23 protein-coding genes are annotated in these 24759 nt (G+C 50.2%); 20 read left to right on the forward strand and 3 right to left on the reverse strand.

Going from position 1 to position 24759, the window contains the following annotated elements:
* Positions 1 to 52: 52 nt before the first annotated feature.
* The 16 genes from urtB (at position 53) to EZV61_RS11605 (ending at position 17860) form a co-directional block, all read left to right on the forward strand.
* Positions 53 to 1693 carry an urea ABC transporter permease subunit UrtB gene (urtB, locus tag EZV61_RS11530; RefSeq protein WP_240695195.1) on the forward strand — a complete coding sequence of 547 codons (1641 nt, stop codon included), beginning with the start codon at positions 53 to 55 and terminating at the stop codon, positions 1691 to 1693.
* A 2-nt stretch (positions 1694 to 1695) separates the two neighbouring features.
* Positions 1696 to 2811 carry an urea ABC transporter permease subunit UrtC gene (urtC, locus tag EZV61_RS11535; protein WP_114339491.1) on the forward strand — a complete coding sequence of 372 codons (1116 nt, stop codon included), beginning with the start codon at positions 1696 to 1698 and terminating at the stop codon, positions 2809 to 2811.
* 74 nt (positions 2812 to 2885) lie between these two features.
* Complete coding sequence (urtD, locus tag EZV61_RS11540) at positions 2886 to 3638, forward strand: urea ABC transporter ATP-binding protein UrtD (protein WP_233496529.1); 753 nt, start codon at positions 2886 to 2888, stop codon at positions 3636 to 3638.
* Positions 3639 to 3640: 2 nt separating this feature from the next.
* On the forward strand, positions 3641 to 4336 hold the full coding sequence (gene urtE / locus EZV61_RS11545) for an urea ABC transporter ATP-binding subunit UrtE (protein ID WP_131415754.1): 696 nt from the start codon (positions 3641 to 3643) through the stop codon (positions 4334 to 4336).
* Positions 4333 to 5256 (forward strand): urease accessory protein UreD, encoded by a 924-nt coding sequence (locus tag EZV61_RS11550; RefSeq protein ID WP_240695196.1) that lies wholly within the window; start codon positions 4333 to 4335, stop codon positions 5254 to 5256. The genes urtE and EZV61_RS11550 overlap by 4 nt, the downstream gene beginning before the upstream one ends.
* Positions 5257 to 5316: 60 nt before the next feature.
* On the forward strand, positions 5317 to 5619 hold the full coding sequence (locus tag EZV61_RS11555; RefSeq protein WP_114339494.1) for an urease subunit gamma: 303 nt from the start codon (positions 5317 to 5319) through the stop codon (positions 5617 to 5619).
* 34 nt (positions 5620 to 5653) lie between these two features.
* Positions 5654 to 5959, forward strand: coding sequence for an urease subunit beta (locus EZV61_RS11560; protein WP_114339577.1), 306 nt, complete (start codon positions 5654 to 5656; stop codon positions 5957 to 5959).
* A 51-nt stretch (positions 5960 to 6010) separates the two neighbouring features.
* On the forward strand, positions 6011 to 7717 hold the full coding sequence (gene ureC, locus EZV61_RS11565; protein WP_130567247.1) for an urease subunit alpha: 1707 nt from the start codon (positions 6011 to 6013) through the stop codon (positions 7715 to 7717).
* 37 nt (positions 7718 to 7754) lie between these two features.
* Positions 7755 to 8285: an urease accessory protein UreE gene (gene ureE, locus EZV61_RS11570; protein WP_131415756.1), complete on the forward strand. Its 531-nt coding sequence runs from the start codon at positions 7755 to 7757 to the stop codon at positions 8283 to 8285.
* Positions 8285 to 8962, forward strand: a complete 678-nt coding sequence (locus EZV61_RS11575) for an urease accessory protein UreF (RefSeq protein WP_114339497.1) — start codon at positions 8285 to 8287, stop codon at positions 8960 to 8962. Before ureE ends, EZV61_RS11575 begins: the two co-directional genes overlap by 1 nt.
* A 1-nt stretch (position 8963) precedes the next feature.
* Positions 8964 to 9632 carry an urease accessory protein UreG gene (ureG, locus tag EZV61_RS11580; RefSeq protein ID WP_130567250.1) on the forward strand — a complete coding sequence of 223 codons (669 nt, stop codon included), beginning with the start codon at positions 8964 to 8966 and terminating at the stop codon, positions 9630 to 9632.
* A complete protein-coding gene (locus EZV61_RS11585; protein WP_131415759.1) occupies positions 9629 to 10225 on the forward strand; it encodes a HupE/UreJ family protein in 597 nt (198 codons plus the stop codon). The genes ureG and EZV61_RS11585 overlap by 4 nt, the downstream gene beginning before the upstream one ends.
* Positions 10226 to 10466: 241 nt before the next feature.
* Positions 10467 to 11012, forward strand: a complete 546-nt coding sequence (locus tag EZV61_RS11590) for a PEP-CTERM sorting domain-containing protein (RefSeq protein ID WP_114339500.1) — start codon at positions 10467 to 10469, stop codon at positions 11010 to 11012.
* A 268-nt stretch (positions 11013 to 11280) separates the two neighbouring features.
* A complete protein-coding gene (locus EZV61_RS11595) occupies positions 11281 to 15261 on the forward strand; it encodes a response regulator (RefSeq protein WP_131415761.1) in 3981 nt (1326 codons plus the stop codon).
* A 138-nt stretch (positions 15262 to 15399) separates the two neighbouring features.
* Positions 15400 to 16098 carry an endonuclease gene (locus EZV61_RS11600; RefSeq protein WP_131415763.1) on the forward strand — a complete coding sequence of 233 codons (699 nt, stop codon included), beginning with the start codon at positions 15400 to 15402 and terminating at the stop codon, positions 16096 to 16098.
* Positions 16099 to 16270: 172 nt separating this feature from the next.
* Complete coding sequence (locus tag EZV61_RS11605) at positions 16271 to 17860, forward strand: putative bifunctional diguanylate cyclase/phosphodiesterase (RefSeq protein WP_165569590.1); 1590 nt, start codon at positions 16271 to 16273, stop codon at positions 17858 to 17860.
* 19 nt (positions 17861 to 17879) lie between these two features.
* Here the strand turns inward: EZV61_RS11605 and EZV61_RS11610 are convergent, their stop codons facing one another.
* Positions 17880 to 18275: a hypothetical protein gene (locus EZV61_RS11610; protein WP_131415767.1), complete on the reverse strand. Its 396-nt coding sequence runs from the start codon at positions 18273 to 18275 to the stop codon at positions 17880 to 17882.
* Positions 18276 to 18518: 243 nt separating this feature from the next.
* On the opposite strand from EZV61_RS11610, the gene EZV61_RS11615 reads away from it, so the two are divergent.
* The 4 genes from EZV61_RS11615 (at position 18519) to EZV61_RS11630 (ending at position 23469) form a co-directional block, all read left to right on the forward strand.
* Entirely contained in the window at positions 18519 to 20426 is a 1908-nt protein-coding gene (locus tag EZV61_RS11615) for a sensor domain-containing diguanylate cyclase (RefSeq protein ID WP_131415769.1), read from the forward strand.
* A gap of 209 nt (positions 20427 to 20635) precedes the next feature.
* A complete protein-coding gene (locus tag EZV61_RS11620; RefSeq protein WP_131415771.1) occupies positions 20636 to 22240 on the forward strand; it encodes an ABC-F family ATPase in 1605 nt (534 codons plus the stop codon).
* A gap of 205 nt (positions 22241 to 22445) precedes the next feature.
* Positions 22446 to 23108 (forward strand): class I SAM-dependent methyltransferase, encoded by a 663-nt coding sequence (locus tag EZV61_RS11625; protein ID WP_158538099.1) that lies wholly within the window; start codon positions 22446 to 22448, stop codon positions 23106 to 23108.
* Positions 23109 to 23226: 118 nt separating this feature from the next.
* On the forward strand, positions 23227 to 23469 hold the full coding sequence (locus EZV61_RS11630) for an HP1242/YdcH family protein (protein WP_114339508.1): 243 nt from the start codon (positions 23227 to 23229) through the stop codon (positions 23467 to 23469).
* Positions 23470 to 23596: 127 nt separating this feature from the next.
* Here the strand turns inward: EZV61_RS11630 and EZV61_RS11635 are convergent, their stop codons facing one another.
* Entirely contained in the window at positions 23597 to 23806 is a 210-nt protein-coding gene (locus EZV61_RS11635) for a cold-shock protein (protein ID WP_114339509.1), read from the reverse strand.
* 330 nt (positions 23807 to 24136) lie between these two features.
* Positions 24137 to 24757, reverse strand: a complete 621-nt coding sequence (locus EZV61_RS11640; protein WP_131415773.1) for a thioredoxin family protein — start codon at positions 24755 to 24757, stop codon at positions 24137 to 24139.
* Positions 24758 to 24759 lie beyond the last annotated feature (2 nt).

The following is a 24759-nucleotide window of genomic DNA, read 5'->3' on the forward strand; positions in this document are numbered from 1 at the left end:
GTCAGCCACCGCTTTGGTATGCCGATTGAAAGTAGGGAAGGAGTCACCGCCCTTGAAATGGTTATCGTTTTTTTTATGTTGGATGGCGTTGGCGCTGACCTCATCCGCCCACGGGACTGTTGTTGAAGAACCCCTGGCGGCCGATCAATTCAACCAAGGGCTGACATTACTCGGCTCTAAAAAGTATCCGCAAAAAGAGCAGGCCGTGCGTTTGCTATTGGCCAGTAAAGATCCTCGTACACAAACGATCTTACAGCTGTTGCTGGATGGGCAGCTTTACCGTCAGAAAAAGACCAACGCGGTCGTGTTTATGCAGAAGGCGGAAGATGGCGCGACCCATGTCGCGCCGTTGCTGGTTGACGGTGAGATTAATCGATCATATGCCGGCCTTCTTGCTGTCAAAAAGCGCAGCGTAAAACGAGTGGGTTTGAACAACGCCCTGCGCAAACAGATTAAACAGGGATTAGCGACCTTGGGGTTGGCAGCGGAAGATCCTGCCAATCGCGCCGCAGCTATCGAAGCGCTAATAGGTGAACTTACGCCTGAAACAAATGGATTACTGGTCGAGCGGTTGGCGTTAGAAACCGATGACGACGTGCGTGAACTTATCACTATTGCTTTGGCCGTCGATAACCTCAATAAAGAGAGTACGGATCTGGCCGCTGATATTGCTGTATTGGCTGACAGCCTGCAGCCTACCGCCCGCAATGCCTTGGTCAGTTTTGCTGATGCCACAGAGAATCCTGAGTTAAAGCAGCAAGCAGAGAAAGCGCTGGCGCGTATTGACCAAAAAGTAAAATATTCCGGCTTTGCTGAAACGCTGTTTTTTGGTTTAAGCCTGGGGTCGGTATTAGTACTAGCGGCCATTGGTCTTGCCATCACCTTTGGCGTGATGGGCGTGATCAATATGGCCCACGGTGAGTTAATCATGCTGGGTGCTTACACCACTTATGTGGTTCAGCTATTGATGCCCAACCACATTGGTTTGTCGATCCTGGTAGCGATACCTGCTGCGTTCATTGTTTCCGGCGTAGTCGGTATTGCCATTGAACGTTTTGTTATCCGCTTTTTGTATGGTCGTCCGTTAGAAACATTGTTGGCGACCTTTGGCCTCAGTTTGATTTTGCAGCAGGCGGTGAGAAGCGTTTTCTCCCCCCTCAACCGTTCTGTTGCAACCCCTGATTGGATGAGTGGCTCACTGATGATTAATCCTGTGTTGTCACTCACCCTTAATCGCCTCTATATCGTGCTGTTTTGTCTCATCGTGTTTGCGCTGCTGTTCGCACTGTTGCGTTATACCCGCTTAGGCTTGCAGGTGCGTGCCGTATCGCAAAATCGGGCGATGGCCCGCGCGATGGGCGTGCGTTCATCTCGGGTTGATGCCTTGACCTTTGGCTTGGGCTCGGGTGTAGCAGGGGTGGCTGGTGTGGCACTGAGTCAACTCACCAACGTCGGGCCTAACTTGGGGCAGGCTTACATCATTGACTCGTTCATGGTGGTGGTGTTTGGCGGCGTCGGTAACTTGTGGGGCACCTTAGTGGCTGGGCTGTCACTTGGTGTGGCCAATAAGATCATGGAGCCGATGGCGGGCGCAGTACTGGCGAAGATCCTAGTGCTGATCTTTATCATTCTATTTATTCAAAAACGACCTAAGGGCTTGTTCCCGCAGAAAGGTCGTTCGGCGGAGGATTAAGCATGAGTGTGCAGTCGCAAAACGTGTTTAATCGCGCGACCGTGGTATTTCTCGGAACCCTGTTTGTGGTGGCGGTGTTAGTGCCCGTGCTAAATATGCTGGTGTCGCCAGACAGCAGTTTCCACCTCAACACCTATACCGTGACCTTATTGGGCAAATATCTGACCTATGCGCTGCTTGCTGTGGCCGTGGATCTGGTGTGGGGCTATCTCGGTATTCTTAGTTTGGGGCATGGTGCCTTTTTCGCTCTTGGTGGCTATGCCATGGGCATGTATCTGATGCGTCAGATCGGTGACCGTGGCGTTTATGGGCATCCGCTATTACCAGACTTTATGGTGTTCCTCGATTGGCAGGAGTTACCTTGGTATTGGCTGGGCTTTGATCAGTTTTGGTTTGCCGCGTTAATGATTGTTCTCGTGCCGGGTTCGCTGGCGTTTGCCTTTGGTTGGTTGGCGTTTCGCTCACGGGTGACCGGGGTTTATCTGTCGATCATGACCCAGGCACTGACCTTCGCGCTGCTGTTAGCCTTCTTCCGTAACGAGATGGGTTTTGGTGGTAACAATGGCTTGACCGACTTTAAGGAGTTGCTTGGTTTTAACCTGCAATCAGATGGTACTCGCATTGGCCTATTCCTTTGCTCGGCATTGGCGCTGGGGCTGGGGTATCTGGCCTGTAGGTTTATTATCGCCAGCAAGTTGGGACGGGTATCGATGGCGGTGCGCGATGCGGAATCCCGTACCCGCTTTATCGGTTTTAAAGTGGAATATATCAAGCTCGCGGTTTTTACCTTTTCCGCCGTTTTGGCAGGGATAGCCGGTGCTCTGTATGTGCCGCAAGTGGGTATTATTAACCCGTCAGAATTTTCGCCGCTGAACTCCATTGAACTGGTGGTATGGGTCGCTATTGGCGGTCGAGCCACGCTATATGGTGCGGTGATCGGTGCCATATTGGTGAACTACGCAAAAAGTTATCTGACCGTCGCTATGCCTGAAGTGTGGCTGTTCGCTCTTGGCGCACTGTTTGTGGTGGTGACGCTGTTCCTACCTAATGGCCTGGTGGGGTTATTTAACAATCTTAAGCGTAAACAGAAGGCGACTGCCGAGGAGGCAAACGCATGAATATGACCGATGCGTTTTATGAGTACGGTCGCCGTGATCAGGTGTTCGAATTTCTTAAGCCTGTGCAATCGCCGATGCTGGATGTAGCCAAAGGTTACATCCTCTATCTGGAAGATATCAGCGTCAGTTTTGATGGCTTTAAAGCGATTAACGACCTGAACCTCTACATCAAAGAGGGTGAACTGCGTTGCATCATCGGCCCCAATGGCGCAGGTAAAACCACTATGATGGACATCATTACCGGTAAAACCCGTCCTGATAGTGGCAGTGCCTGGTTTGGCCAAAGCATCAACCTGTTGAATATGAGTGAGCCTGAGATCGCCCAAGCAGGGATCGGCCGTAAGTTCCAGAAACCCACGGTATTTGAGCAACTGAGTGTGTTTTCAAATCTGGAACTGTCGATGTCTGGTGCCAAAGGGGTGTTTGCCACGCTGACCGCTCGTTTAACTGGTGAGCAGAAAGATCAGATCGATCAGGTCCTCACTCAGATCGGTCTGCTGGATCAGCGCTGGTTAGATGCGGGGAGTTTGTCCCATGGCCAGAAACAGTGGTTAGAAATTGGCATGTTGCTGATGCAGAACCCGAAACTGTTGTTGGTGGATGAGCCTGTGGCGGGGATGACCCATCAGGAGATGGATCGTACGGGTGAGTTACTGACCTCATTGGCGGGGCAACACTCCATCGTACTGGTGGAGCATGACATGGACTTCGTGCGCTCGCTCGCTAAGCAGGTCACCGTGTTGCACCAAGGTAGCGTGTTGGCAGAAGGCAGCATGGAACAAGTGCAGCAAGACCCGCGCGTGGTCGAAGTTTATCTGGGAGAGTAACCATGCTGAGTATTAAAGGACTCAATCAGTTTTACGGCCAAAGCCATACTTTGTGGGATCTTGACCTGGAAGTGGTGGAGGGCGCCTGCACCTGTTTAATGGGGCGCAATGGCGTCGGCAAAACTACTTTGCTGCAATGCATCATGGGGCTGTTGCCGGTGAAGTCCGGCAGTATTGAATTTAACGGTGCGCCGATTGAGAAGCTCATTAGTGAAAAACGAGCCCCCATGGGGATCGGTTACGTCCCGCAAGGCAGGCAGATATTCCCACTGCTAACGGTGGAAGAAAATCTGCAGGTAGGCTTGCCCGCCCGTCCGGATCGCAGCAACAAAATTCCTGAGTTTATATTCGAACTGTTTCCCGTTTTAGCTGAGATGATGAATCGTCGTGGTGGCGACCTTTCAGGGGGGCAGCAGCAACAGTTGGCGATCGGTCGTGCCTTGGCAATCGACCCTAAACTATTAATCCTCGATGAACCCACCGAAGGGATCCAGCCTAATGTGGTGGCTGAAATCGGTGACATTATCCGTCGCTTGAACGAAGAGATCGGCCTGACCGTCTTGCTGGTGGAACAGAAGCTACCGTTCGCCCGTAAAGTGGCGGATAACTTCTGCATTCTTGATCGTGGTCGGCAAGTGGCGACGGGCGAGATGACGGCGTTGGATGACACCTTAATCAAAAGGTACCTGACCGTATGAGTGAGCGCCCTTTGCCCTCTGAGCTGGATACGTCAATGTTGCTGCCTGAAGAGGGGGCAACGGCGGTGACGGGACAGTTAACTTTTGGCTCGCAGCGGCATTGGGCGGCGTCGTTAGCGCTAGGGTTTGACGCACCGGCGGGTAAGACCCGCATGCATAAGATGGATTTTTATGGGCCGTTAAGAGTGCAGCGGCCGTTTTATCCGGAAGGGGATGTGTGCCATGTGTATCTGCTGCACCCGCCGGGTGGTTTGGTCTCTGGGGATGATCTGTCTATTCAGATCGAGTGTGGTGATAACGCCCATGCGCTGTTAACGACGCCATCGGCAGGAAAGATCTACCACGCCGATAGCTGCGATGTGATCCAGAAGCAGCAGGTGAACCTGTGTATCGATAATGCCCGCTGTGAATGGTTGCCTATGGAAACCTTGGTGTTTGATGGTGCCCATGGCGTGTTAGACACCTGCATTAACCTTCACGGCAACGCAAAGTTTATTGGGATGGACGTGATCTGTTTAGGCCGACCCGCCTCAGACCTGCCATTTTCCCAAGGCAAAATCGAGCAACGACTGTCTCTTTATCACGATGGCCGTCCCTTGCTGCTGGAGCGACAAAAATTGGCTGGTAACGATCCGCTGATGCTTGCGATGCCTGCATTTCAAGGGGCAACGGTCTCCGGCACCTTGGTCGCTTACGGCACTGATGCTCGAGAAACGCTCGTTGAGCAATTACGCGCGGCACTGCCTGAACGCGAGGGCAGGGACTGGTTTAGTGTGACTGAGCGGTTGGATCTGATCATTGTGCGTTACTTGGGACATGACAGCGAGCAAGCACAGCGCGGATTACGCTTGGCGTGGCAGATCTTGCGGCCTGAGGTGATTGGGCTGCCGCCCTGTCCGCCTAGGATCTGGGCCACTTAGGTCGAGTGTTGACGCCATTAAATTGATAGTTAGAAGAACAATATAGATAACGAGGTAGCCATGGAACTGTCACCCAGAGAGAAAGATAAGCTGCTGCTGTTTTCTGCAGCCATGCTGGCAGAGCGCCGGTTAGCACGAGGGTTGAAACTGAATTATCCGGAAGCGATTGCGCTGATCTCATTTGAAGTGATGGAAGGGGCACGAGATGGACGCAGTGTGGCAGAGCTGATGAGCAGTGGTCGTCATATCCTGACGCGTGAGCAAGTGATGGATGGCATCGCCGAGATGATCCATGACGTTCAGGTGGAAGCCACCTTTCCAGATGGTACCAAGCTGGTGACCATCCATGAACCGATCCAGTAAGGAGTGAGTCATGAGTCAATCCGTTAGCGGCAAAATGATCCCAGGTGAATATCAACTGAGTGACCAGCCTATCCAGCTGAATGTTGGTCGCAAGACCGTTCAGCTAAAGGTAGTGAATCATGGGGATCGTCCGGTACAGATCGGATCCCACTATCACTTTTATGAAGCCAACCCAGCCCTTGAGTTTGATCGTGAGGCGGCAAAAGGGATGCGTTTGAATATCGCCGCAGGCACAGCAGTGCGTTTTGAGCCAGGGCAGACCCGCACCATTGAGCTGGTTGATATTGCTGGTAAACGAGAGATTTATGGCTTTCGTGGTGATGTGATGGGAGCGCTGTGAAGATGAAGAGATATGCATTGCAGAGGCAAACGGCAGCAAAAGGAGTCGGTCATGAGTGAGATCTCTCGTCAGGCTTACGTCGATATGTATGGCCCCACGGTTGGAGATCGCGTGCGTTTGGCTGATACCGACCTGTTTATTCAAGTAGAAAAAGATTTCACCGTGTACGGCGATGAAGTGAAATTTGGTGGCGGTAAGGTGATCCGTGACGGCATGGGGCAGGGGCAGTTGTGCCGTGATCAGGTGATGGACTTGGTGATCACCAATGCGTTGATCCTTGACCATTGGGGCATCGTTAAAGCCGATGTGGGTGTTAAGGATGGTTGCATTGCCGCCATTGGTAAGGCGGGTAATGCCGATACTCAGGAAGGCGTGACTATTCATATCGGTGCCAGCACCGAAGTGATTGCGGGTGAGGGGCAGATCCTCACCGCAGGCGCGATTGACGCCCATATTCATTTTATCTGTCCTCAACAGATCGAAGAAGCGATGATGTCGGGCACCACCACCATGATTGGTGGCGGCACTGGCCCCGCGACCGGCACCAATGCCACCACCTGCACACCGGGGGCCTGGAACATCGCCCGCATGTTGCAAAGCACCGATGACTTTCCGATGAATTTTGGTTTTCTAGGCAAGGGTAACGCCAGCTTGCCAGAGCCTTTAGCTGAGCAGATAGAAGCGGGCGTATGTGGCCTAAAACTGCATGAAGATTGGGGCACCACACCGGCGGCTATCGACAACTGTTTAAGTGTCGCAGAGCAGTATGATGTGCAGGTGGCTATCCATACTGACACGCTGAATGAGTCGGGTTTTGTCGAAGATACGTTGGCTGCATTTAAAGATCGTACCATCCACACTTATCACACCGAAGGTGCCGGTGGCGGCCATGCGCCAGATATTATCCGTGCCTGTAGTCAGCAAAATGTGCTGCCTTCATCAACCAATCCGACCCGGCCATACACGGTGAATACCGTCGATGAACACTTGGATATGCTGATGGTGTGCCACCATCTGGATCCAAATATTCCAGAAGATGTGGCCTTTGCTGACTCCCGTATTCGTAAAGAGACCATCGCCGCCGAAGATATTTTGCATGACATGGGTGTGTTTTCGATGATCGCATCGGATTCGCAAGCGATGGGCCGTATCGGCGAGGTGATCTGTCGGACCTGGCAGACCGCCCATAAGATGCGCCAGCAACGCGGTTTGCTGCCAGAAGATGAAGCGATTGGCTGTGATAATTTCCGGGCTCGTCGCTATATCGCTAAATACACCATTAACCCGGCGTTGGCCCACGGTATTGCCGATCACGTCGGTTCCATTGAAGTGGGAAAAATGGCGGATCTGGTGCTGTGGAAACCGATGTTTTTTGGCATTAAACCGGCCTTGATTTTGAAGTCAGGCTTTATTGCTGCCGCCCCAATGGGGGATCCCAATGCATCCATTCCGACGCCACAGCCGGTGCATTATCGCTATATGTTTGGCGGCCATGGCAGCGCTGCGGCGAAAACCTCAGTGACTTTTGTCAGTCAGCATGCTGCTGATAACGGTTTAGGTGAGCAGTTAGGCTTGAGACGCCAGTTACTGCCAGTATCGGGAACCCGAACAGTCACCAAAGCCGATATGAAGTTGAACAATGCCTGTCCGAAAGTCGAGGTTGATCCACAAAATTATGAAGTACGCGCCGACGGCGTGCTGCTGACCTGTGAGCCAGCGGCAGAACTGCCATTGGCACAGCGCTACTGTTTGTTTTAGAAGACGGCCTGTTTTATAGAAGGTTTTGGAGAGAGATATGTTGAGAATTATCGCCAAGCATAGTCATCCGGTGGGCGAGTTGTTTGACCAATTGACGCTGCCTTTCTCATTGCGCCAGAAAGGACGTTTCCGTGCCAGCTCTGATGCTGGTCATGACGTGGGTGTGTTTCTGCCCCGTGGTGAGGTGTTGATGGAAGGCGACTACTTGGTGACTGAGTGTGGCAAATGTTTCGCCGTGAAAGCGGAAGCGGAACAGGTGGTGGTTGCCAGAACTGATTGTTGGCACACCTTTGCCCGTGCCTGTTATCACTTGGGTAATCGCCATGTACCGCTACAAGTGGGTGAGCGTTGGATCCGCTTTCAACCTGACCATGTCTTGGAGCAGATGGTTGAGTTACTGGGACTGACTGTGACCGCTGAAAAAGCCGGTTTTACGCCAGAAAATGGCGCGTATGCCCAGGGGCTGGGAGGGCACTCCCATGGTCATTCCCACGATGATGATCATAGCCACGACCATAGCCATGAACATCCGGCAGAAACACTGCCAGTGACAGGTCATAGCCACTGATGGCCAGCGCAAACCTACTGTCGTTACTGCATCTCAGCAGTCCCAGTTTGCCGATCGGTGCGTTTGCCTACAGTCAAGGGCTGGAGTCAGCGGTAGAACTGGGCTGGGTGAAGGATCCTGATAGCCTGCAACAATGGCTGGAGCAGATGATGACTCACGGTCTATCCCATGTGGATATACCTCTGCTGAAGCGCTTGTATATCAGCTGGCAACAGCAAGACCTTAATGCCGTTAGCTACTGGCAGGATGTAGTGATGGCCAATCGAGAAAGCGCTGAACTGCTGAAAGAGGAAACGCAGTTAGGCACTACCTTCTCCCGTTTGATCCATAGCTTGGAACTGGCACCCGAGGGGGGCTTTGCGATACCGGGGGAGCGACTGCCCGGTTACCTGTCGATGTATGCCTATGCCGCGCAGAAGTTGCAGATCCCTTTGGCTGATGCCTTAGCTGGCTGGCTGTGGAGCTGGCTGGAGAATCAAGTGGTGGTGGCATGTAAAACGGTGCCATTGGGGCAGACGGCAGCGCAGAAGATCCTTTTAAAGTTGCATGGCGCGATCCAAACCTGTGTCAGTGACGGGGAGGCGGTCGCAGATGACGAGATCGGCATGACCCTGCCGGCCTTTGCCATGGTCAGCGCCTGGCACGAACAACAATATTCACGATTATTTAGGAGTTGATATGAGCCAACAATGTTTACGAGTCGGCGTCGGTGGCCCAGTCGGTTCTGGAAAAACCGCGCTGTTGCGCCAACTGTGTAAGGCGATGCGGCAGCACTATGACTTAGCTGTCGTGACCAACGATATCTACACCAAAGAGGATGCCGAGTTTCTGTTACGCCATGAAGCGCTGGAAGCCGATCGCATTCTGGGTGTGGAAACGGGCGGTTGTCCCCACACTGCCATTCGTGAAGACGCGTCTATGAATCTGGCCGCCATTGATGAGTTACTGGTGCGTCATCCGAAGTTGGAATTCGTACTGGTGGAAAGTGGTGGCGATAACCTCAGCGCCACGTTTAGCCCGGAGTTGTCAGATCTAACCTTGTACGTGATTGACGTCTGCGCTGGTGACAAGATCCCCCGTAAAGGAGGCCCCGGTATTACTAAGTCTGATCTGCTGATTATCAACAAAACCGATCTCGCCCCCATGGTGAACGCGTCTTTGGATGTAATGGATCGCGATGCGAAAAAAATGCGTGGCGAACGGCCGTTTGTGTTTACCAACTTAATGCGCGGTGACGGTGTGCAAACCATCATAGATTTTATTATTGAGCAGGGCATGTTGACCCCAAAACCGGTGACAGTGGCTGAAACCAAAGCTGAAACAAGTAGTGAAGGAGAGTGTGTATGAAAAGTTTAATCACAAAATATGGTGCGCCTGCCGCAGTGCTATTGTCGGCTTTCTCTTCCGCTCAGGTATTTGCCCATGCGGGTCATGAGCATGTCGCCCACGGCGCGGGTGCCGAATTCAGTGCGGGTTTAATGCATACCATCACCGGCTGGGATCATTTGATCGCGATGGTAGGTTTTGGTCTCTTAATCGCTACGTTTGTCGGCTCTCAGCGTGTTGGCGCGCTGGTGATGTCCGGCGTGGCGCTGCTATCAGGCTTAGTGGCTGGTAGCCTTGTTTCTGGTATGTTGGCATCGGCATCATTGTTCGAGCAATTGGTCTTGGCGTCAGTATTCGCGCTACCTGTGTTGGCGTTGGTGAGTTGGCGGCAAGCTAAATTTCAACTGTTAGTGTTGTCCGCTATCGTGTTGTTTAGTGCTTGTCATGGCGTGGTGCAGGGGATTGAAGCGCAAATGGTTAGTGCTGGCTTGATGTTTAATCTGGGTTTGCTGGTATCAAGTATGTTGCTGCTTTCGTTATCTGCATGGGCCGCGGTTGTGCTCCGCTCTCTCTCGAATGCAGAAGCTGATGAACAGAAGCAATTTACAAATTGATCCCCAATAGGGGGAAGCAGTGCTTTTGACACGAGAGAATAAAAAGCTGATCTAAACGATCAGCTTTTTTGTGTATATAACAATCAAATTAGTGTCGAGATAGTTGTCATTCTATCCGCAGGTTTTAGAGATGGAGGTCCCATCATTTTGAGTATTATAGCTTTTTAATGATTGGCTCGTTTTTTGCCGACTATATGGTTCATTATTCTTATAAAGAAATACAAAGCTGGGAGTAGAAGTAATGAAGTTAGCTAAAATATTTGGTGTATTGGCATTAAGTGCGGCAGCACACTCGGCGCAGGCTGATGTTATTTGGGATTGGTCTTTTGGTGGCGAAGCCGGCCAATTTGTTACTGACGGTGTCGCTGCAGGCGCAGGTACATTTACCTTGATCGACTTTACCGTCACTAGCAGTGCCGCAGGCGGTACCTTGGGTAGTCTGGTGGGCGGAGATTATCAAGATGGCCAGTTCAGTACGCTACTGGACTACTCTTTTGATTATGATGGTGCAGCTGTTACTACTTGGAATCATTCGGGTGCTAATACCTTTGATTGGTGGACCTTCGATAGTCTTTCTTCAAATATCAGCTATTTCTTTGGTTGGGATTCAGGGAATATCAATGATGCTGGCAAGGCTGCTTGGTGGACGAGTAATATTGTTGGTAATCACGGTGTGTCGGATGTCACCGTGACGGCCGCTCAATCTGCTGTTCCTGCCCCAGCTGCGCTGACTTTGATGGGATTGGCTGTGGCAGGTTTTGCTGCGGCACGTCGTTACAACAAATAACGTTGCGTTGGCTTAGTTAAATATAAAGGCGGAGACAGTTCTCCGCTTTTTGCTTTTTATGGGGATAGAAATCAAAAAACCTGCCGGGGATCAGGCCATTGCTTTGAATCGCTCCTGATAGTCGATAAATCCCTTTGTTGATCAAATCTTTGCCTCATCAAGATGGCATTCGCTGAAATTCGCGCTATTTATTATTACTAGTAAATCAAACACTTTACGGACATCTTGCGCATAGCTACCAGTTAAAAGCGGGTGATAAGGGGAAACCATGGATTCGATCGTCACCGAAGGCGTGGCTTGGCAGGCGACTTTGTCCTACCTGCTTATCGCCGTTGGGTTGGCTACCGTTGTGCTTTTTATACTGGCTCACCGTTACCTGTTGCGCTTATCTATTCGGCAGAATCTGCTCGTCGTTTTTCTTAGTTTCTCTTTTCTGACCATCACCGCAGGCATGCTGGTCGGCTTGTTGCTCGCTGGTATCGAGGAACACAAACTGGTTGAAGCTCGGAAGTACTCGTCTCTGGCGTTAGCGTTGGAGGTAAAACAATCTTCAGATGATTTAACCAGAATGGCGCGTCTTTATGCGGTGACTGGTGACTCGATTTATCGCGACTATTTTCAGGAGATCATAGAGATCCGTGATGGTAAAAATCCGCACCCGCAAGGGTTTCAGCAATCCTATTGGGATCAGGTGATCGCCGGTACGCTCAGCCAAAACCAAGATGGCGAAACCTACAGTATTGAGCAAAGAATGGAGGCTTTGGGATTTTCTTTGCAAGAGACTGAAAAACTTGAACAAGCTAAATCTGATTCGGATCGACTCATCGCCATCGAATCAAGGGCGATGAATGCTGCTGTTGGTCTGTTTTTCTATGATGATGGTAAAGAGATGATGCAGGGGGAGCCCGATCTTGAGCTGGCGCGGCAGCTGGTTCATGGCCAAGCATATAACGAAGCCAAAGCTCAGATCATGCGTCGTATCGATGAGTTTTTCTTTCTGGTAGGTAAACGTACGGCCTATGAGTTGCAGCAGATAAATGCCAACAATACGCGGATTGTATGGTTCATCGGGATATTAATTGTTTGCTGTATCGGGCTCTGTATCAGTGCATTTTTCACCCTGAAAAGTAGGGTCGTGAAGCCGCTGACTCAACTTGCGCTAGGTAGCTCGGCGATCAAGCTGGGGGATTACAGTAAGCGCATTGAAGTCAGTAACAGGGATGAAATTGGTACCGTGGCCAACATCTATAATGCCATGGCTGAGAGCATTGAAATCCGCACTCTGGAGCTGAAGAAACTGGAGCAAGCGATCAAGTACAGTCCCTTAAGTATTGTGATCACCGACAGTCATGGGGTGATTGAATATGTTAACCCTAACTTCACTAAATTAACCGGTTACAGTCCGGAAGAGGCGATCGGTCAAACGCCTCAACTATTAAAAAGTGGTCAAACATCGAAAGCACTGTATCAAACCATGTGGCAGACCATCGTTGAGGGTCAGGTATGGCATGGTGAACTTGTTAATAAGAAGAAAGGGGGAGAGCTATTTTGGGCATCGTTGGCGATCGCGCCTGTGGTTAACGACGCTCAGGAGATAACCCACTTTGTTGCGACGACTGATGATATCAGTCAGGAGAAAGAGACCGCACTGACCCTGGAAGAGAACCGGCTGCTGCTAAAAGGGATCCTGGATTATTCACCTGCGGTGGTAAACATCAAAGGGCTTGATGGTCGTTATCTGCTGGTCAATCCCGGCTGGTGTGAGGCGACGGGTATCAGTGAAGAGCAAGCGATCAACCATTCACCTTATGACTATTTGCCGAAAGAGGTCGTTGGACCGCTGTTAGCCCATGACAAGGAGGTAATACGCAAGGGAGACGATGTCGCCTTTGAAGAGGAGTTTCCCCATCCCGACGGTACTAAGCATATCTACTTTTCCTATCGCTTTCCGATCCGCAATAGTGAGGGAGAGGTCTTTGCGTTAGGCAGTATCTCTACCGATATTACTGAACTGACCAAGGCGAGAGAGGTGGCTGAAGCTGCGACTAAAGCTAAGTCGGATTTCTTGGCCAATATGTCCCATGAGATCCGCACACCGATGAACGCCATTATTGGTATGTCCCATCTGGCGCTACAAACGGAGCTGAACGTTAAACAGCGCAACTATGTTGAGAAGGTACATCGCTCGGCGGAAGCATTACTTGGCATCATCAATGACATCCTCGATTTCTCAAAAATTGAAGCGGGTAAGATGTCATTGGAAGCTATCGATTTCCAGCTCGAAGATGTGTTGGATACGTTGGCTAACTTAGTGGGGCTGCGCATTGAAGATAAGGGCTTAGAGCTGCTGTTTGATATTCCGGCTGAGATGCCCACGGCGCTGATCGGCGATCCGCTGCGGCTGGGGCAGATATTGGTCAATCTAGGTAACAATGCCGTGAAGTTCACCGAGCACGGAGAGGTGGTGATCTGCGCAGAGTTGCTCAATGAAACCGATGATGAGGTAGAGATTAAGTTTACCGTACGTGATACCGGTATCGGTATGTCGCAGGCGCAGCAACAACGCCTGTTCAAATCTTTTAGTCAGGCAGACAGCTCCACTACGCGTAAATTTGGCGGTACCGGTTTGGGCTTGGCTATCTCTAAAAATCTCACCGAACTGATGCAGGGTGATATCTGGGTTGAAAGCGAGCAGGGCGAGGGCAGCCGTTTTATCTTTACCGCTCGTTTTGGCAAGCAGAGCGAAGCGACGACCGGCAGAGAGCGTGCGCAAACAGTGCTGGGTGATACCCGGGTCTTGGTGGTTGATGACAACGGCTCTGCGCGCCATATTCTTTGCAACATGTTGTCTAGTTTTGGTCTTCGCAATGAAGCGGTTAGCTCTGGCACCGCGTCGTTGCAAGCGTTGAAAGAGGCACCTGCCGACGATCCTTTCCACGTGGTGATCATGGACTGGAAGATGCCTGGCATGGATGGTTTTGCTGCGATAGCGGCCATTCAGAACGAGCTGATGCTGACGATACAGCCGCGCATTATTATGGCGACAGCGTATGGCCGTGATGAAGCTCGGGAGCATGCCGACACCACGCATATCAGTAGCGTGATGAGCAAGCCGGTTACCCCATCCTCGCTGCTGGATGCCATTATGGTTGCTATCGGCAAAGAGGTGATCAAGGAGAGCCGCACGGGTTCCCGCCAAGAGGAACTGGAAGCTGCGCTATCAGTATTGCGCGGTGCGCATATCTTGTTGGTTGAAGACAATGAGATGAATCAGGAGTTGGCAGTGGAGTTGTTGCTCTCTAATGGTTTGTCAGTAGAGGTGGCCGATGATGGTCAACAAGCGTTGGATAAACTGGCAAAAGGTCAATTTGACGGCGTATTGATGGATTGTCAGATGCCTGTCATGGATGGCTATGCGGCAACACGAAAATTGCGTGAAAACTCCGCGTGGAAGGAGCTGCCAGTACTTGCTATGACAGCTAATGCGATGGCAGGTGACCGTGAAAAAGTATTGGCCGCGGGGATGAATGATCATATCGCGAAGCCTATCAATGTCCGCGAGATGTTTGCCATCATGGCGAAATGGATCAAACCCTCAGCAAACATCGCTCCGTTGACTGACACGCCTAAGGCGGTTGCTGCACCGGTATCCGCAGAGTTGCCTGACTTTCCCGGTATCGATAAACAAGCTGGGTTGGCTGTGACTCAGGGAAATCAGCAGCTGTATCTGAAACTGCTGAATAAATTTCTTCGTGGCCAACAAGGGTTTGAGCAACAGTTCCTGCTTGCCCGACAAGACAGTGACGCTGATGCGCCAGAGCGTGCTGCTCATACCTTGAAAGGTACGGCGGCCAGTATTGGGGCGTTGGCGGTGGCAGAGCAAGCGCGGCTGTTAGAGCAGGCCTGTCAGGAGCAGCAAAGTGATGAGATCGTCGTTGAGTTGCTTGCTGCCGTGATAGCGGAGTTGGCGCCGGTGATCGCTGGTTTGAGCTTGCATTTGGTTAAGCCTGAGACAGAGGTGGCGGTCAGCGAACCGTTAGATATGGCGCAGCTTACCCCACTGATCGCGCAGATGCGTATATTGTTGGATGAGTGCAATACCGATGCCGCTGAACTGTTGACGGCAGTGGAACGCGTGCCAGGGATTGCTGCGCATAAGGGGGCGTTAGAAAGGCTTAGTCAGGCGATATCAGACTACGAATTTGATGATGCTATTGAGGCACTTGCTATGTTGGAAGAGCAACCTTGATCTTCCTTGCCCGTTAGTGGAGGGAGCATGCTAGGATAGCTGCAGGGCTGGAGCGCCTGCGTGTCACTGCTACTTGAGTGACCAAGAATTTAAGGGACACTGTCTGTTGATGTGGTTGTAAACGCGAAGAGGTTGTTCTTGTTGTATCGTGTGCTGTTTTTTGCGTTGTTTTCTCTGTTTTTATCCGTTCAAGCTCTGGCCGATGAGTACAGTTTTTCTCAGGCGAAACGCCAATTAAAGTCCCTCTATGCTGGCCAGCTAGAGCCTACTTCCTTTTATTGTGGCTGTCGTTTTCAAACGCAGGGTAAGAAGCTCATTCCTGATCTCGCGAGCTGCGGCTATCAAGTGCGTAAAGAGAAAAAACGCGCTAGTCGTATCGAGTGGGAGCATGTCGTGCCAGCGTGGGAATATGGTCATCAAAAGCAATGTTGGCAAAATGGTGGTCGTAAAAAGTGTGGCAAGCACAGTACTGCGTTTAAGGCGTTTGAAGGGGATATGCATAACCTGGTGCCCGCCATTGGCGAAGTTAATGGCAACCGCAGTAATTTCCGCTTTGGGATGGTCACATCATCAAAATATGGCAGCTATGGCCAATGTCCGATGAAGGTCGATTTTAAGCAGCGGGTTGCTGAGCCACCACAGCGCGCGCGAGGCTGGATCGCGCGTATCTACTTTTATATGGCTGACAAGCATGGGGTGAAGCTCAGCAGTAAGCAGCGTAAGCTATTTCAAGCCTGGGATAAGCAGTATCCCCCTACAGACAGTGAATGTCAGCATCAACAGGCTGTGGCGGCGTTACAGGGAGATATAAACCGGTATACGGCAGATAAATGTTAGGTGTTAGCCTGATTTAGGGTGGTGGGACTCTTTTAGCTGGTTGTCGGCCGGGCAAGCAACATTTCCTGGCAGCGCGTTTGATCTTCTGCAGGGTTTACCTGTTAGTTTTTCTACTGTGTTGAAAATACGCGCTAAAATTAAGCAAAAGATGGTTCCAAGCGAAGGGAGTCGGATGCCTAAACGCGCTCAACAACTGAGCCAAACCCACACCTCTAAACGATTACGCAGAGCGGCTCGATTTGAGCTCGCCATCGGTGTCGTTGTCGTTGTTGCCCTGACTTTTACAACGACCTATTTTGAATTCGAATTGGTAGAGGCGTTGTATGAATTTACCCGATCGCATGAGTCCTGGGATCTTGATGAGCTCCTACTGGCACTGCTGTGGATCGGTATGGTTGCTGTTGTCTATGGCGTTCGCCGGATGGCTGATATTAAGCGTTTGAATCGCGAAATATCCATTAATGCTTATTACGATCCCATCACTGATTTACCCAATCGCGCGTTAGCCATTGAGCGTTTGAACCAGATGCTATCCAGCGCTAAACGCCGTCAGCACTCTGTGGGCGTCTTGTTTCTTGATTTCGACAATTTCAAAGTGGTGAATGATACCTATGGTCACGCGCAAGGCGATATGCTGATCAAAAGCGTGGGGGATCGTTTGCTATCGCAAATGCGTCAAGAGGATACGGTAGCTAGGTTAGGTGGTGATGAATTTGTGATACTACTCGACTTGAGTGACTCTGATTACAACATCCTGCATACCGTCAGACGGATCATTGATTCACAACGGATCCCTCACATCGTTGCAGAGCATGAAATTATGCTCAATTATAGTATTGGCATAGCGGTATATCCGGAGGATGGCGATGCCCCAGATGCATTGCTAAGAGCTGCGGATGCTGCCATGTATAAGGCCAAGGATGAGGGCAAAGGCCAGTTTCATCTCTATTCTGACGATATTGGTGAAGCGCTAGAGCAGCGCTATCGTTTGGAGAGTGGCTTAAAGCAAGCAATCGTCGCTAACGAGTTCTATTTGGTGTTTCAGCCCCAAGTGGATCTGAAAACAGGGGAAGTGATTGGCTTTGAAGCGTTATTACGCTGGTTGCATGACGATGAACTAATCCCGCCAGGGGTCTTTATTGAGGTGGCAGAAGAGACCCGTTTAATTGAAACGATTGGACACTGGGTATTAGATCGCGCGATACAAGAAGCTAAGCCCTGGCTTATCGGTGACAGAGTCATCGCAGTTAATATCTCGCCTAAACAACTGCAACGCAGTGACTTTGTTCGCTCTGTGCAGATAGCGATCGAACAGCACGGCATAAAGCCAACCAGTCTAGAGCTTGAAATTACCGAGACCGCGTTACTCACGGACTTTGAGAACAGTGCGCAAAAACTTGCTGCACTGCAGGAGATGGGCGTCAAAATCGCCATTGATGATTTTGGTACGGGATACTCATCCCTTGGCCGGCTTAAAGACCTGCATGTTGATAAGCTGAAGATTGATCGAAGTTTCGTGGTTAGTTCAGATGCACGGAACACCAACCAGAAGATTATTCAGGCGACACTCTCATTAGCTGAAAACTTGGGGTTGCGAGTGATCGCCGAAGGCGTTGAAACACAAGAGCAAGTAGAGATGCTGCAACAGATGCATTGCCATCAAATGCAAGGGTACTATTTCGCTAAACCTGTGCCTGCCGCGGAAATAAGTGGTCTGGATTGCTTCGCGGAAAAACAATCGATTGCACCACTTAGCCAATAGATTGATTGCCTGCTAACTATCACCACCAGCCTTTTTTATTGACGCATATATCGAGTTGCTGTGAAGGGTAGTGCTGACACAGCTTCCACTCCTCAGAGTGTTCGAGTTGGATGACTAGATCACTAAACTCCAGTTCGGGTTGAATATCTGCATGTTCAGTGATGTATATACTGTCCGCTATTCGGGGCATGCTGTAGTTGGTTAACGGCTTATTGTCCTGGGAAATGACCACATAGAACTGTGGTTTCAACGCCAAGTGGTAGGCGACTACAGCCAATAACGCAGCAAGCCCCAACATAAACAGCGGCGGGCTAAAATAGCCGCCTAGGCGAACCCCCAGCAAAGCGGCCAACCCTATTAGAGTCACTCCGCCGGCAATTCCCGATAGCACTGCAATAATGATCTCTAGCCACATAGTGATTTGTAAACGCCTCCGTTTCAGTGACACCCTTGATGGCCGAAAATATGAGTGCGGTAGCCCTTCGGATGGAGCAGCTTTTATAGCTTACCACCGCCTTGCTGTTAAACATTCAATCTCGGTAAATTCGCTAGCTATCACAGATTAAACTTTTGTTACTTAGTTGTACTAACTTGGTTAAGTTTTAGCTAAACTTCTTAATGCCATACAGAATGTAGGTATATACGTGGGAGTTTATCAATGCCAACACCATTTCAGCCTGGAGATAATCTACCCACCAGCAGTAAAAAAAGTTACGTTATTCTCTCCCTTTGCTTTGTTGCGTTCGGTGCCGCGATCGCCATTTTGACCTCACTTATCAATTACCAATTACAGTTTTCAAATATTGATGAAGAGGTGCAGCGTCGATTCGTTATCGAAAGAAAAAACAAGGTAGAAGATCTGAGCCAAACGGTGCAATCGTTGGAAGTGATTGTCCGAGCGTTAGCAGAAAACCCATTGACCCAGGCATTCATCGACAACCCCAACAGTGCAACCCGTACCGCAGCGAAACATCTTTTTCTTGCCTCTGCCCACTCTCACCGTGGCTTTATGCAGGTAAGGTTTATTGATGCCAATGGTTTTGAACGTATTCGCGTTGACCGAAGCAAAGATGGCCAGCGGGTGGACGTTGTTGCTGATGAGAAAATGCAAAACAAGCGTAATCGTTATTATTTTACCGAAACGGCTCAGCTGCCTGCTCGTCAGTTTTGGCACTCGAAACTAGATCTGAATGTGGAGAATGGCGAGATAGAGCGACCCGTTCGGCCCACCTATCGTGTATCCACTCCGATTTTTTCCAATAACCAGTTCGCTGGTATGGTGATCATTAACGCTGAGGCTGAGCAGATGCTCAGTCAGCTGGTCTATTCCAATGATTTCGATATTTTTCTTATTGATGGTGACGGTGAGATCCTGTTTCATCGCGATGCTGCGCTGGCCTGGAGCCGTTATCTGCCGGGAAAAGAATCTTTCAAGCGGGTGATGCCTGATGTCGCTGCTGAGATTTTGGTCAGTCCTAATGCTGCGGTCGGGAATATACAGAGCTTTAGTATCGATGAGTACTACCGCAGTGGAGAGCGCTTGCAGGTGGTGATGATACCCAAACTTGAGGCTGTAGAGCAGTTGCAGAGCGGGAACATGACGGCGGCGACCGTGATCGCAGCCATCGTGGTATTAATTTCGTTCCCACTGTCATGGCTTGCGGCCATGTTTCCTGCGCGTTTGCAGTCAGAGTTACGCAGTGCGCTTGATGCTCTGCACCGAACCAACGAAGTGTTAGATCGCTACGTTATCAGTTCGACGACCAATACAGATGGTGTTATCACCAATGTCAGCTCCGCATTTAGTGAAAAGTGTGGCTATGCCTTGTGGGAGCTTGAGGGGAAGAGCCATAACGTCGTACGTCATCCGGAAACACCCGAAAGCCTGTATCAAGATCTTTGGGGTACCATCCGTTCCGGCAAAACCTGGCGGGGCGAACTGCATAATCGGAAGAAGTCAGGAGAAGATTTCTGGATCGACAGTGTCATTAGTCCAGAGTATGACGCCGACGGCCAGCTAACGGGGTATACCCAGATATCTCAGGATATTAATGACCGAAAAGCGATTGAAAAGCTGTTGGTGACCGACGTCCTCACGCAGGTGCACAATCGCCGTAAATTGGATGAAGTGTTAGCGACTGAGATGGAGCGCTTTAAGCGCTATCAGCAGACTTTCTCAGTGATTATCCTCGACTTGGACCATTTTAAACAGGTTAATGACAATTTTGGTCATCAGGCGGGAGATGCCGTGTTAACTCGTGTCGCTGAACTGATGAAGGAGACAGTCCGTAAGGCTGATTGTGTTGGGCGCTGGGGTGGCGAAGAGTTTATGGTGGTCAGTGCAGGGACGACCTTGAATGGTGCTGCTAGCCTTGCTGAAAAGTTGCGGCAACAACTACTCAGCCTAAGCTTCGATTATCCGATAAAAGTGACTGCTAGCTTCGGCGTCGCCCAGTGTCAGGTTGGTGAGGCACTCAATCAACTCATTAAGCGCGCAGACCAGGCGCTATACCATGCCAAAGAAACCGGTAGAAACAGGGTAATTTCTGCGCAGGAAGATAGCTGATACTTCAGGAGTCAGTGCGCCGATGGTGCACTGACTTGGCTCCATCACGTGGTTCTGCCGTTAACGACCAAGCTTAAAAACGTCTATTTAGCATACAATCTTATTCGACATAGCCGTCGCAAATCTCTATAGTGCGCACCCTCTCGCAGCACACTTCTCGCAATTTTGTGCGTTATGCCCGATACCGCCTTCTATCAAGGATATTCCTTTTGATCACCACCGCTAACATCACCATGCAGTTTGGTGCTGAGCCTCTGTTTGAAAATATCTCCGCCAAGTTTGGTAATGGCAATCGCTACGGCCTGATTGGCGCCAATGGTTGCGGTAAATCGACTTTCATGAAGATCCTAAGCGGTGAGTTAACCGCCACCTCGGGCAATGTTTCGATAACGCCAGGACTCACAGTCGGTACGCTTAGCCAGGATCAGTTCGCCTTTGAAGAGTACAGCGTAGTGGATGCGGTGATCATGGGCGATGTGGCTTTATGGAAAGTGAAACAGGCGCGTGATGCCATCTATAGCAAGCTCGAAATGAGTGAAGAAGATGGCATGGCGGTGGCAGAGTTGGAGACCCAGTTCGCTGAAATGGATGGCTATACCGCAGAAAGTCGGGCGGGTGAGATCCTGTTGCAAGCCGGGATTGAGGAGGAGCTGCATTTTGGCTTGATGAGTCAGATCGCACCAGGCCGCAAGTTGCGGGTTTTACTGGCGCAGTCACTGTTCGCTAATCCTGATCTGTTGTTGCTGGATGAACCAACCAATAACCTGGATATTCATACCATCAACTGGTTAGCTACCGTGCTGAATCAGCGTAAGTGCACCATGATCATTATTTCCCACGATCGCCACTTCCTGAACTCAGTCTGTACTCACATGGCTGATATTGATTATGGTGAGTTGCGCATCTATCCGGGTAACTACGAAGCATTTACTGCGGCTTCTAGTTTGATCCGCGAGCAATTGCATGCGTCGAACGCAAAGAAGAGTGCCGAGCTGGAGGAGTTGCAACAGTTCGTTAATCGTTTCTCTGCGAACGCATCCAAAGCCAAACAGGCGAGTTCTCGGGCTAAAAAGATGGATAAAATTCAGTTGGATGAAGTGAAATCATCCAGCCGTGTTTCACCATCGCTGCAGTTTAAGCAGCATAAGAAATTGCATCGTCAGGCATTGGTGCTGGAAAACTTCGGTCACGGTTTTGAGCAGCAAGCGTTGTTCAATAATGGCGATGTGATCCTGGAAGCTGGGGCGCGTTTGGCGATTATCGGTGAGAATGGCGCCGGTAAAACCACGTTCTTACGTTGCCTTGTTGATGAGCTGCAAGCCAATGTCGGCGAGGTTAAGTGGTCAGAAAACGCCGTTATTGGCTACTGCCCGCAAGACAGCAGTGCAGATTTTGACAACGATTTAACACTGTTTGAGTGGATGTCGCAGTGGCGTACGCCGAAACATGATGACTTAATGGTGCGGGGCATGCTGGGGCGCTTATTGTTCACTGCCGATGATGCCAACAAGAAAGCACGTGTTTGCTCCGGTGGTGAGAAGAACCGCCTGCTATTTGGCAAACTGATGATGATGGACACCAATGTCTTGATCATGGACGAGCCAACCAACCACCTGGATATGGAAGCGATTGAAGCTTTGAATTCGGCGTTAGCTGGTTATGAAGGCACACTGATCTTTGTTAGCCATGACCGTGAATTTGTTTCGTCACTGGCAACGCGGGTGATCGAGATTAAAGATCAGCAGGTGATCGATTTCCAGGGCAGCTACAACGAGTATTTAGCCAGTCAGCAACAAGCACTGAAAGTAGCCTGAGACCTATGATGGCGGCCACCGCTTTTGCCAGGTAGCAAAGTGGTGGTAGCGCTTTTCAGATAACAAGATGTCTATTTGCTCGCTTATATGGGATGGTAGCACTCATACCTGTCTAGATAGCGGTCAATATGTTGTCTCTCCTCCGTTTTGCCAGCCAAGGGATAGGTCAGGATCTTACGGTTATTCGACGCTTATTAAGCCGTCGATGAGTAATCTCCTGTGGAAAGAGAAGTGGAAGCGTAACGACATAGGCTTTCACCAAGCGGTTAGCCATCATTTGCTGCGCCGCTTTTTATCCCAGCTGAACCTGCCCGCGAATGAAAAGATCCTGGTGCCGTTATGCGGCAAAAGCCATGATATGGATCTGCTCGCCGATCTCGGCTATCGAGTGATGGGCGTCGAATTGAGCAGGATCGCCATCAAGGCCTACTTCGAATCCCGGCAGGTGAAACCCAGCCGCGAGAAAAGAGGACGCTTTATTATCTGGCGTGCGAGCAATATTGAGATCTGGTGTGGCGATGTTTTTGATCTGACCGCTAATGATTTGCATGGCATTCGCACGCTTTATGATTGCACATCGCTGACGGCGTTTGCCGCCGAGCTGCGCCCCCGTTATATCGAACACTTTCAACAAACCTTAGCGCAACCCACTCAGATACTGCTGATGACAACAGAATCAGCAGATGAAGCGGTGAGCAATTCTGCCTTAATGGTAGATGCAGAGATAGCAGCGCTATACCAAGCGCATTACCAAGTGGAGCTGCTGTATGGCCAACATAGTCTGCTCTATGATCCTGAAGATCCGTCAGCGCCGAAAAGTATGATGGATGAGAAGGTCTATCTGATGAGTAGCCACACCTCTGGCTAGGTGATTTCGGTTGAGCAATCGATCGATGCTCTAACCCACGGGTTAATCACCCGATAGCTGCTACATTTACTAACTCTAATAAATCAGATTTCGTCGTTGACGAAAGAAAGGGGTGTGTATGTTGGGTGAAAGCCATTCTCTCGGTCATGATTTTCCTAAATACCAAGATCTCATAGCAAAACTTATTGAAAGTGATGAATCTTTTGCGAAAGAGAATAAGAATTACAACGCCTTAGATAAAAAGATACGGGTACTCGAACTGAATGGTGCGCCGATTGATGACCTGGCGATGCAACAACTTAAACATGAAAGAGCGGAGATGAAAGACCAGCTATACCAGCGTCTGGTTGCAGCAGAGTAGCTGCCAGCGCATTATCTTATCAGCAGATGCCATAGCTCTTCCGCGAGCGGCGCAGTATCAATCCTGTTTTAAAGACAAAAAAAGGACAAGCCGTGAGGCGTGTCCTTTTTTGTAACTGAGAGGCAGCTTATACAGCTACGATGTTCTCAGCCTGTGGGCCTTTAGGGCCTTGAGTTACGATGAACTCTACCTGTTGGCCTTCAGCTAAGGTTTTGAAACCTGTGCTGGCGATAGCGCTGAAATGAGCGAATACGTCTGGACCATCTTTCTGCTCGATGAAACCGAAACCTTTAGCTTCGTTAAACCACTTTACTGTACCGCTTACTGTGTTAGACATAATAACATCCTGATATTTAAATATATTTGCGCCTATGGAAAGGCAATTTTAGCGAGAAAATAGACTGATACTTAGATACTACAGGGCGAGGAATTACGAATAAAACAACGTCATGGAGAATGTAAACAATAGGCTTTCTTTCGAGCTGCGTGCATAGTACAGAGACTGGATCTTAAAGTACAGCTGTTTATTTGACCAATTCCTACGTGCTCTCTATGCAAGGAAGGCAGCTCCATTCACTTGGCTTGCACTGAGCTTCTATCTCTATAGGGCAATACACCAACAAGCCGCTCCTGCAGAACATGTTGGCGTATTGCCTAACGTCTTAGGCTAGTACTTCACTGAACAGCCGTAGGGCTTGGTGAGTGGTTGAGCTACTGCTTTGCCTTGGCTGAGATCAGCCATCGCCAGCTGCAGGTAGTTGTCTGCTTTTGGAATATCGGCAGGATCGGCTGATTTGATGCTGTCGATGGCACCCATGTACGCCAGTTCACCTTGTGGTGTGATCACATAGATATGCGGCGTGGTTTTTGCGCCGTAAGCTTTGCCTACGTCACCACTGCTGTCTAGGAGCACGTGGGTTGGGTGGGCATTGCGACTTTTGGTTAACGTCATCGCTTCAGTGGCTGAAACGTTACCCTGCTTACCGGGTGCCGACGAGATTATCGATAGCCATACCACATCTTCGCCAGTGTATTGCTTCTGCAGTGCCTGCATGTTGCCACTGCCGTAATGTTTTTTCACGAAGGGACAATCATGATTGGTCCATTCCAGGACCACGTATTTTCCTTGGTAGTCCGATAGCTTCACAGTATCGCCACTGGCACTTGGTAGTGAAAAATCCGGTGCGGCCTGCCCAGGTTTAGCGGCAGCGAATGCCAACGAACTGCTCACTAAGGTAGCTATCATCAGGGCGTATTTGCAAAAGCGCGCGAGGGTGATTTTCAACATGT

The sequence above is a fragment of the Corallincola luteus genome (assembly GCF_004336975.1).
GTDB lineage: Bacteria > Pseudomonadota > Gammaproteobacteria > Enterobacterales > Neiellaceae > Corallincola > Corallincola holothuriorum.

What these genes read in the sequence shown, in the direction of transcription:
- EZV61_RS11555 (WP_114339494.1), top strand. Translation starts at nt 5,317, where the DNA reads ATGGAACTGTCACCCAGAGAGAAAGATAAGCTGCTGCTGTTTTCTGCA.
- EZV61_RS11595 (WP_131415761.1), top strand. Translation starts at nt 11,281, where the DNA reads ATGGATTCGATCGTCACCGAAGGCGTGGCTTGGCAGGCGACTTTGTCC.
- EZV61_RS11590 (WP_114339500.1), top strand. Translation starts at nt 10,467, where the DNA reads ATGAAGTTAGCTAAAATATTTGGTGTATTGGCATTAAGTGCGGCAGCA.
- ureE (WP_131415756.1), top strand. Translation starts at nt 7,755, where the DNA reads ATGTTGAGAATTATCGCCAAGCATAGTCATCCGGTGGGCGAGTTGTTT.
- ureC (WP_130567247.1), top strand. Translation starts at nt 6,011, where the DNA reads ATGAGTGAGATCTCTCGTCAGGCTTACGTCGATATGTATGGCCCCACG.
- EZV61_RS11640 (WP_131415773.1), bottom strand. Translation starts at nt 24,757, where the DNA reads ATGTTGAAAATCACCCTCGCGCGCTTTTGCAAATACGCCCTGATGATA.
- ureG (WP_130567250.1), top strand. Translation starts at nt 8,964, where the DNA reads ATGAGCCAACAATGTTTACGAGTCGGCGTCGGTGGCCCAGTCGGTTCT.
- urtE (WP_131415754.1), top strand. Translation starts at nt 3,641, where the DNA reads ATGCTGAGTATTAAAGGACTCAATCAGTTTTACGGCCAAAGCCATACT.
- EZV61_RS11610 (WP_131415767.1), bottom strand. Translation starts at nt 18,275, where the DNA reads ATGTGGCTAGAGATCATTATTGCAGTGCTATCGGGAATTGCCGGCGGA.
- EZV61_RS11625 (WP_158538099.1), top strand. Translation starts at nt 22,446, where the DNA reads ATGAGTAATCTCCTGTGGAAAGAGAAGTGGAAGCGTAACGACATAGGC.
- urtC (WP_114339491.1), top strand. Translation starts at nt 1,696, where the DNA reads ATGAGTGTGCAGTCGCAAAACGTGTTTAATCGCGCGACCGTGGTATTT.
- EZV61_RS11605 (WP_165569590.1), top strand. Translation starts at nt 16,271, where the DNA reads ATGCCTAAACGCGCTCAACAACTGAGCCAAACCCACACCTCTAAACGA.
- EZV61_RS11560 (WP_114339577.1), top strand. Translation starts at nt 5,654, where the DNA reads ATGATCCCAGGTGAATATCAACTGAGTGACCAGCCTATCCAGCTGAAT.
- EZV61_RS11575 (WP_114339497.1), top strand. Translation starts at nt 8,285, where the DNA reads ATGGCCAGCGCAAACCTACTGTCGTTACTGCATCTCAGCAGTCCCAGT.
- EZV61_RS11615 (WP_131415769.1), top strand. Translation starts at nt 18,519, where the DNA reads ATGCCAACACCATTTCAGCCTGGAGATAATCTACCCACCAGCAGTAAA.
- EZV61_RS11585 (WP_131415759.1), top strand. Translation starts at nt 9,629, where the DNA reads ATGAAAAGTTTAATCACAAAATATGGTGCGCCTGCCGCAGTGCTATTG.
- EZV61_RS11635 (WP_114339509.1), bottom strand. Translation starts at nt 23,806, where the DNA reads ATGTCTAACACAGTAAGCGGTACAGTAAAGTGGTTTAACGAAGCTAAA.
- EZV61_RS11550 (WP_240695196.1), top strand. Translation starts at nt 4,333, where the DNA reads ATGAGTGAGCGCCCTTTGCCCTCTGAGCTGGATACGTCAATGTTGCTG.
- urtD (WP_233496529.1), top strand. Translation starts at nt 2,886, where the DNA reads ATGCTGGATGTAGCCAAAGGTTACATCCTCTATCTGGAAGATATCAGC.
- EZV61_RS11630 (WP_114339508.1), top strand. Translation starts at nt 23,227, where the DNA reads ATGTTGGGTGAAAGCCATTCTCTCGGTCATGATTTTCCTAAATACCAA.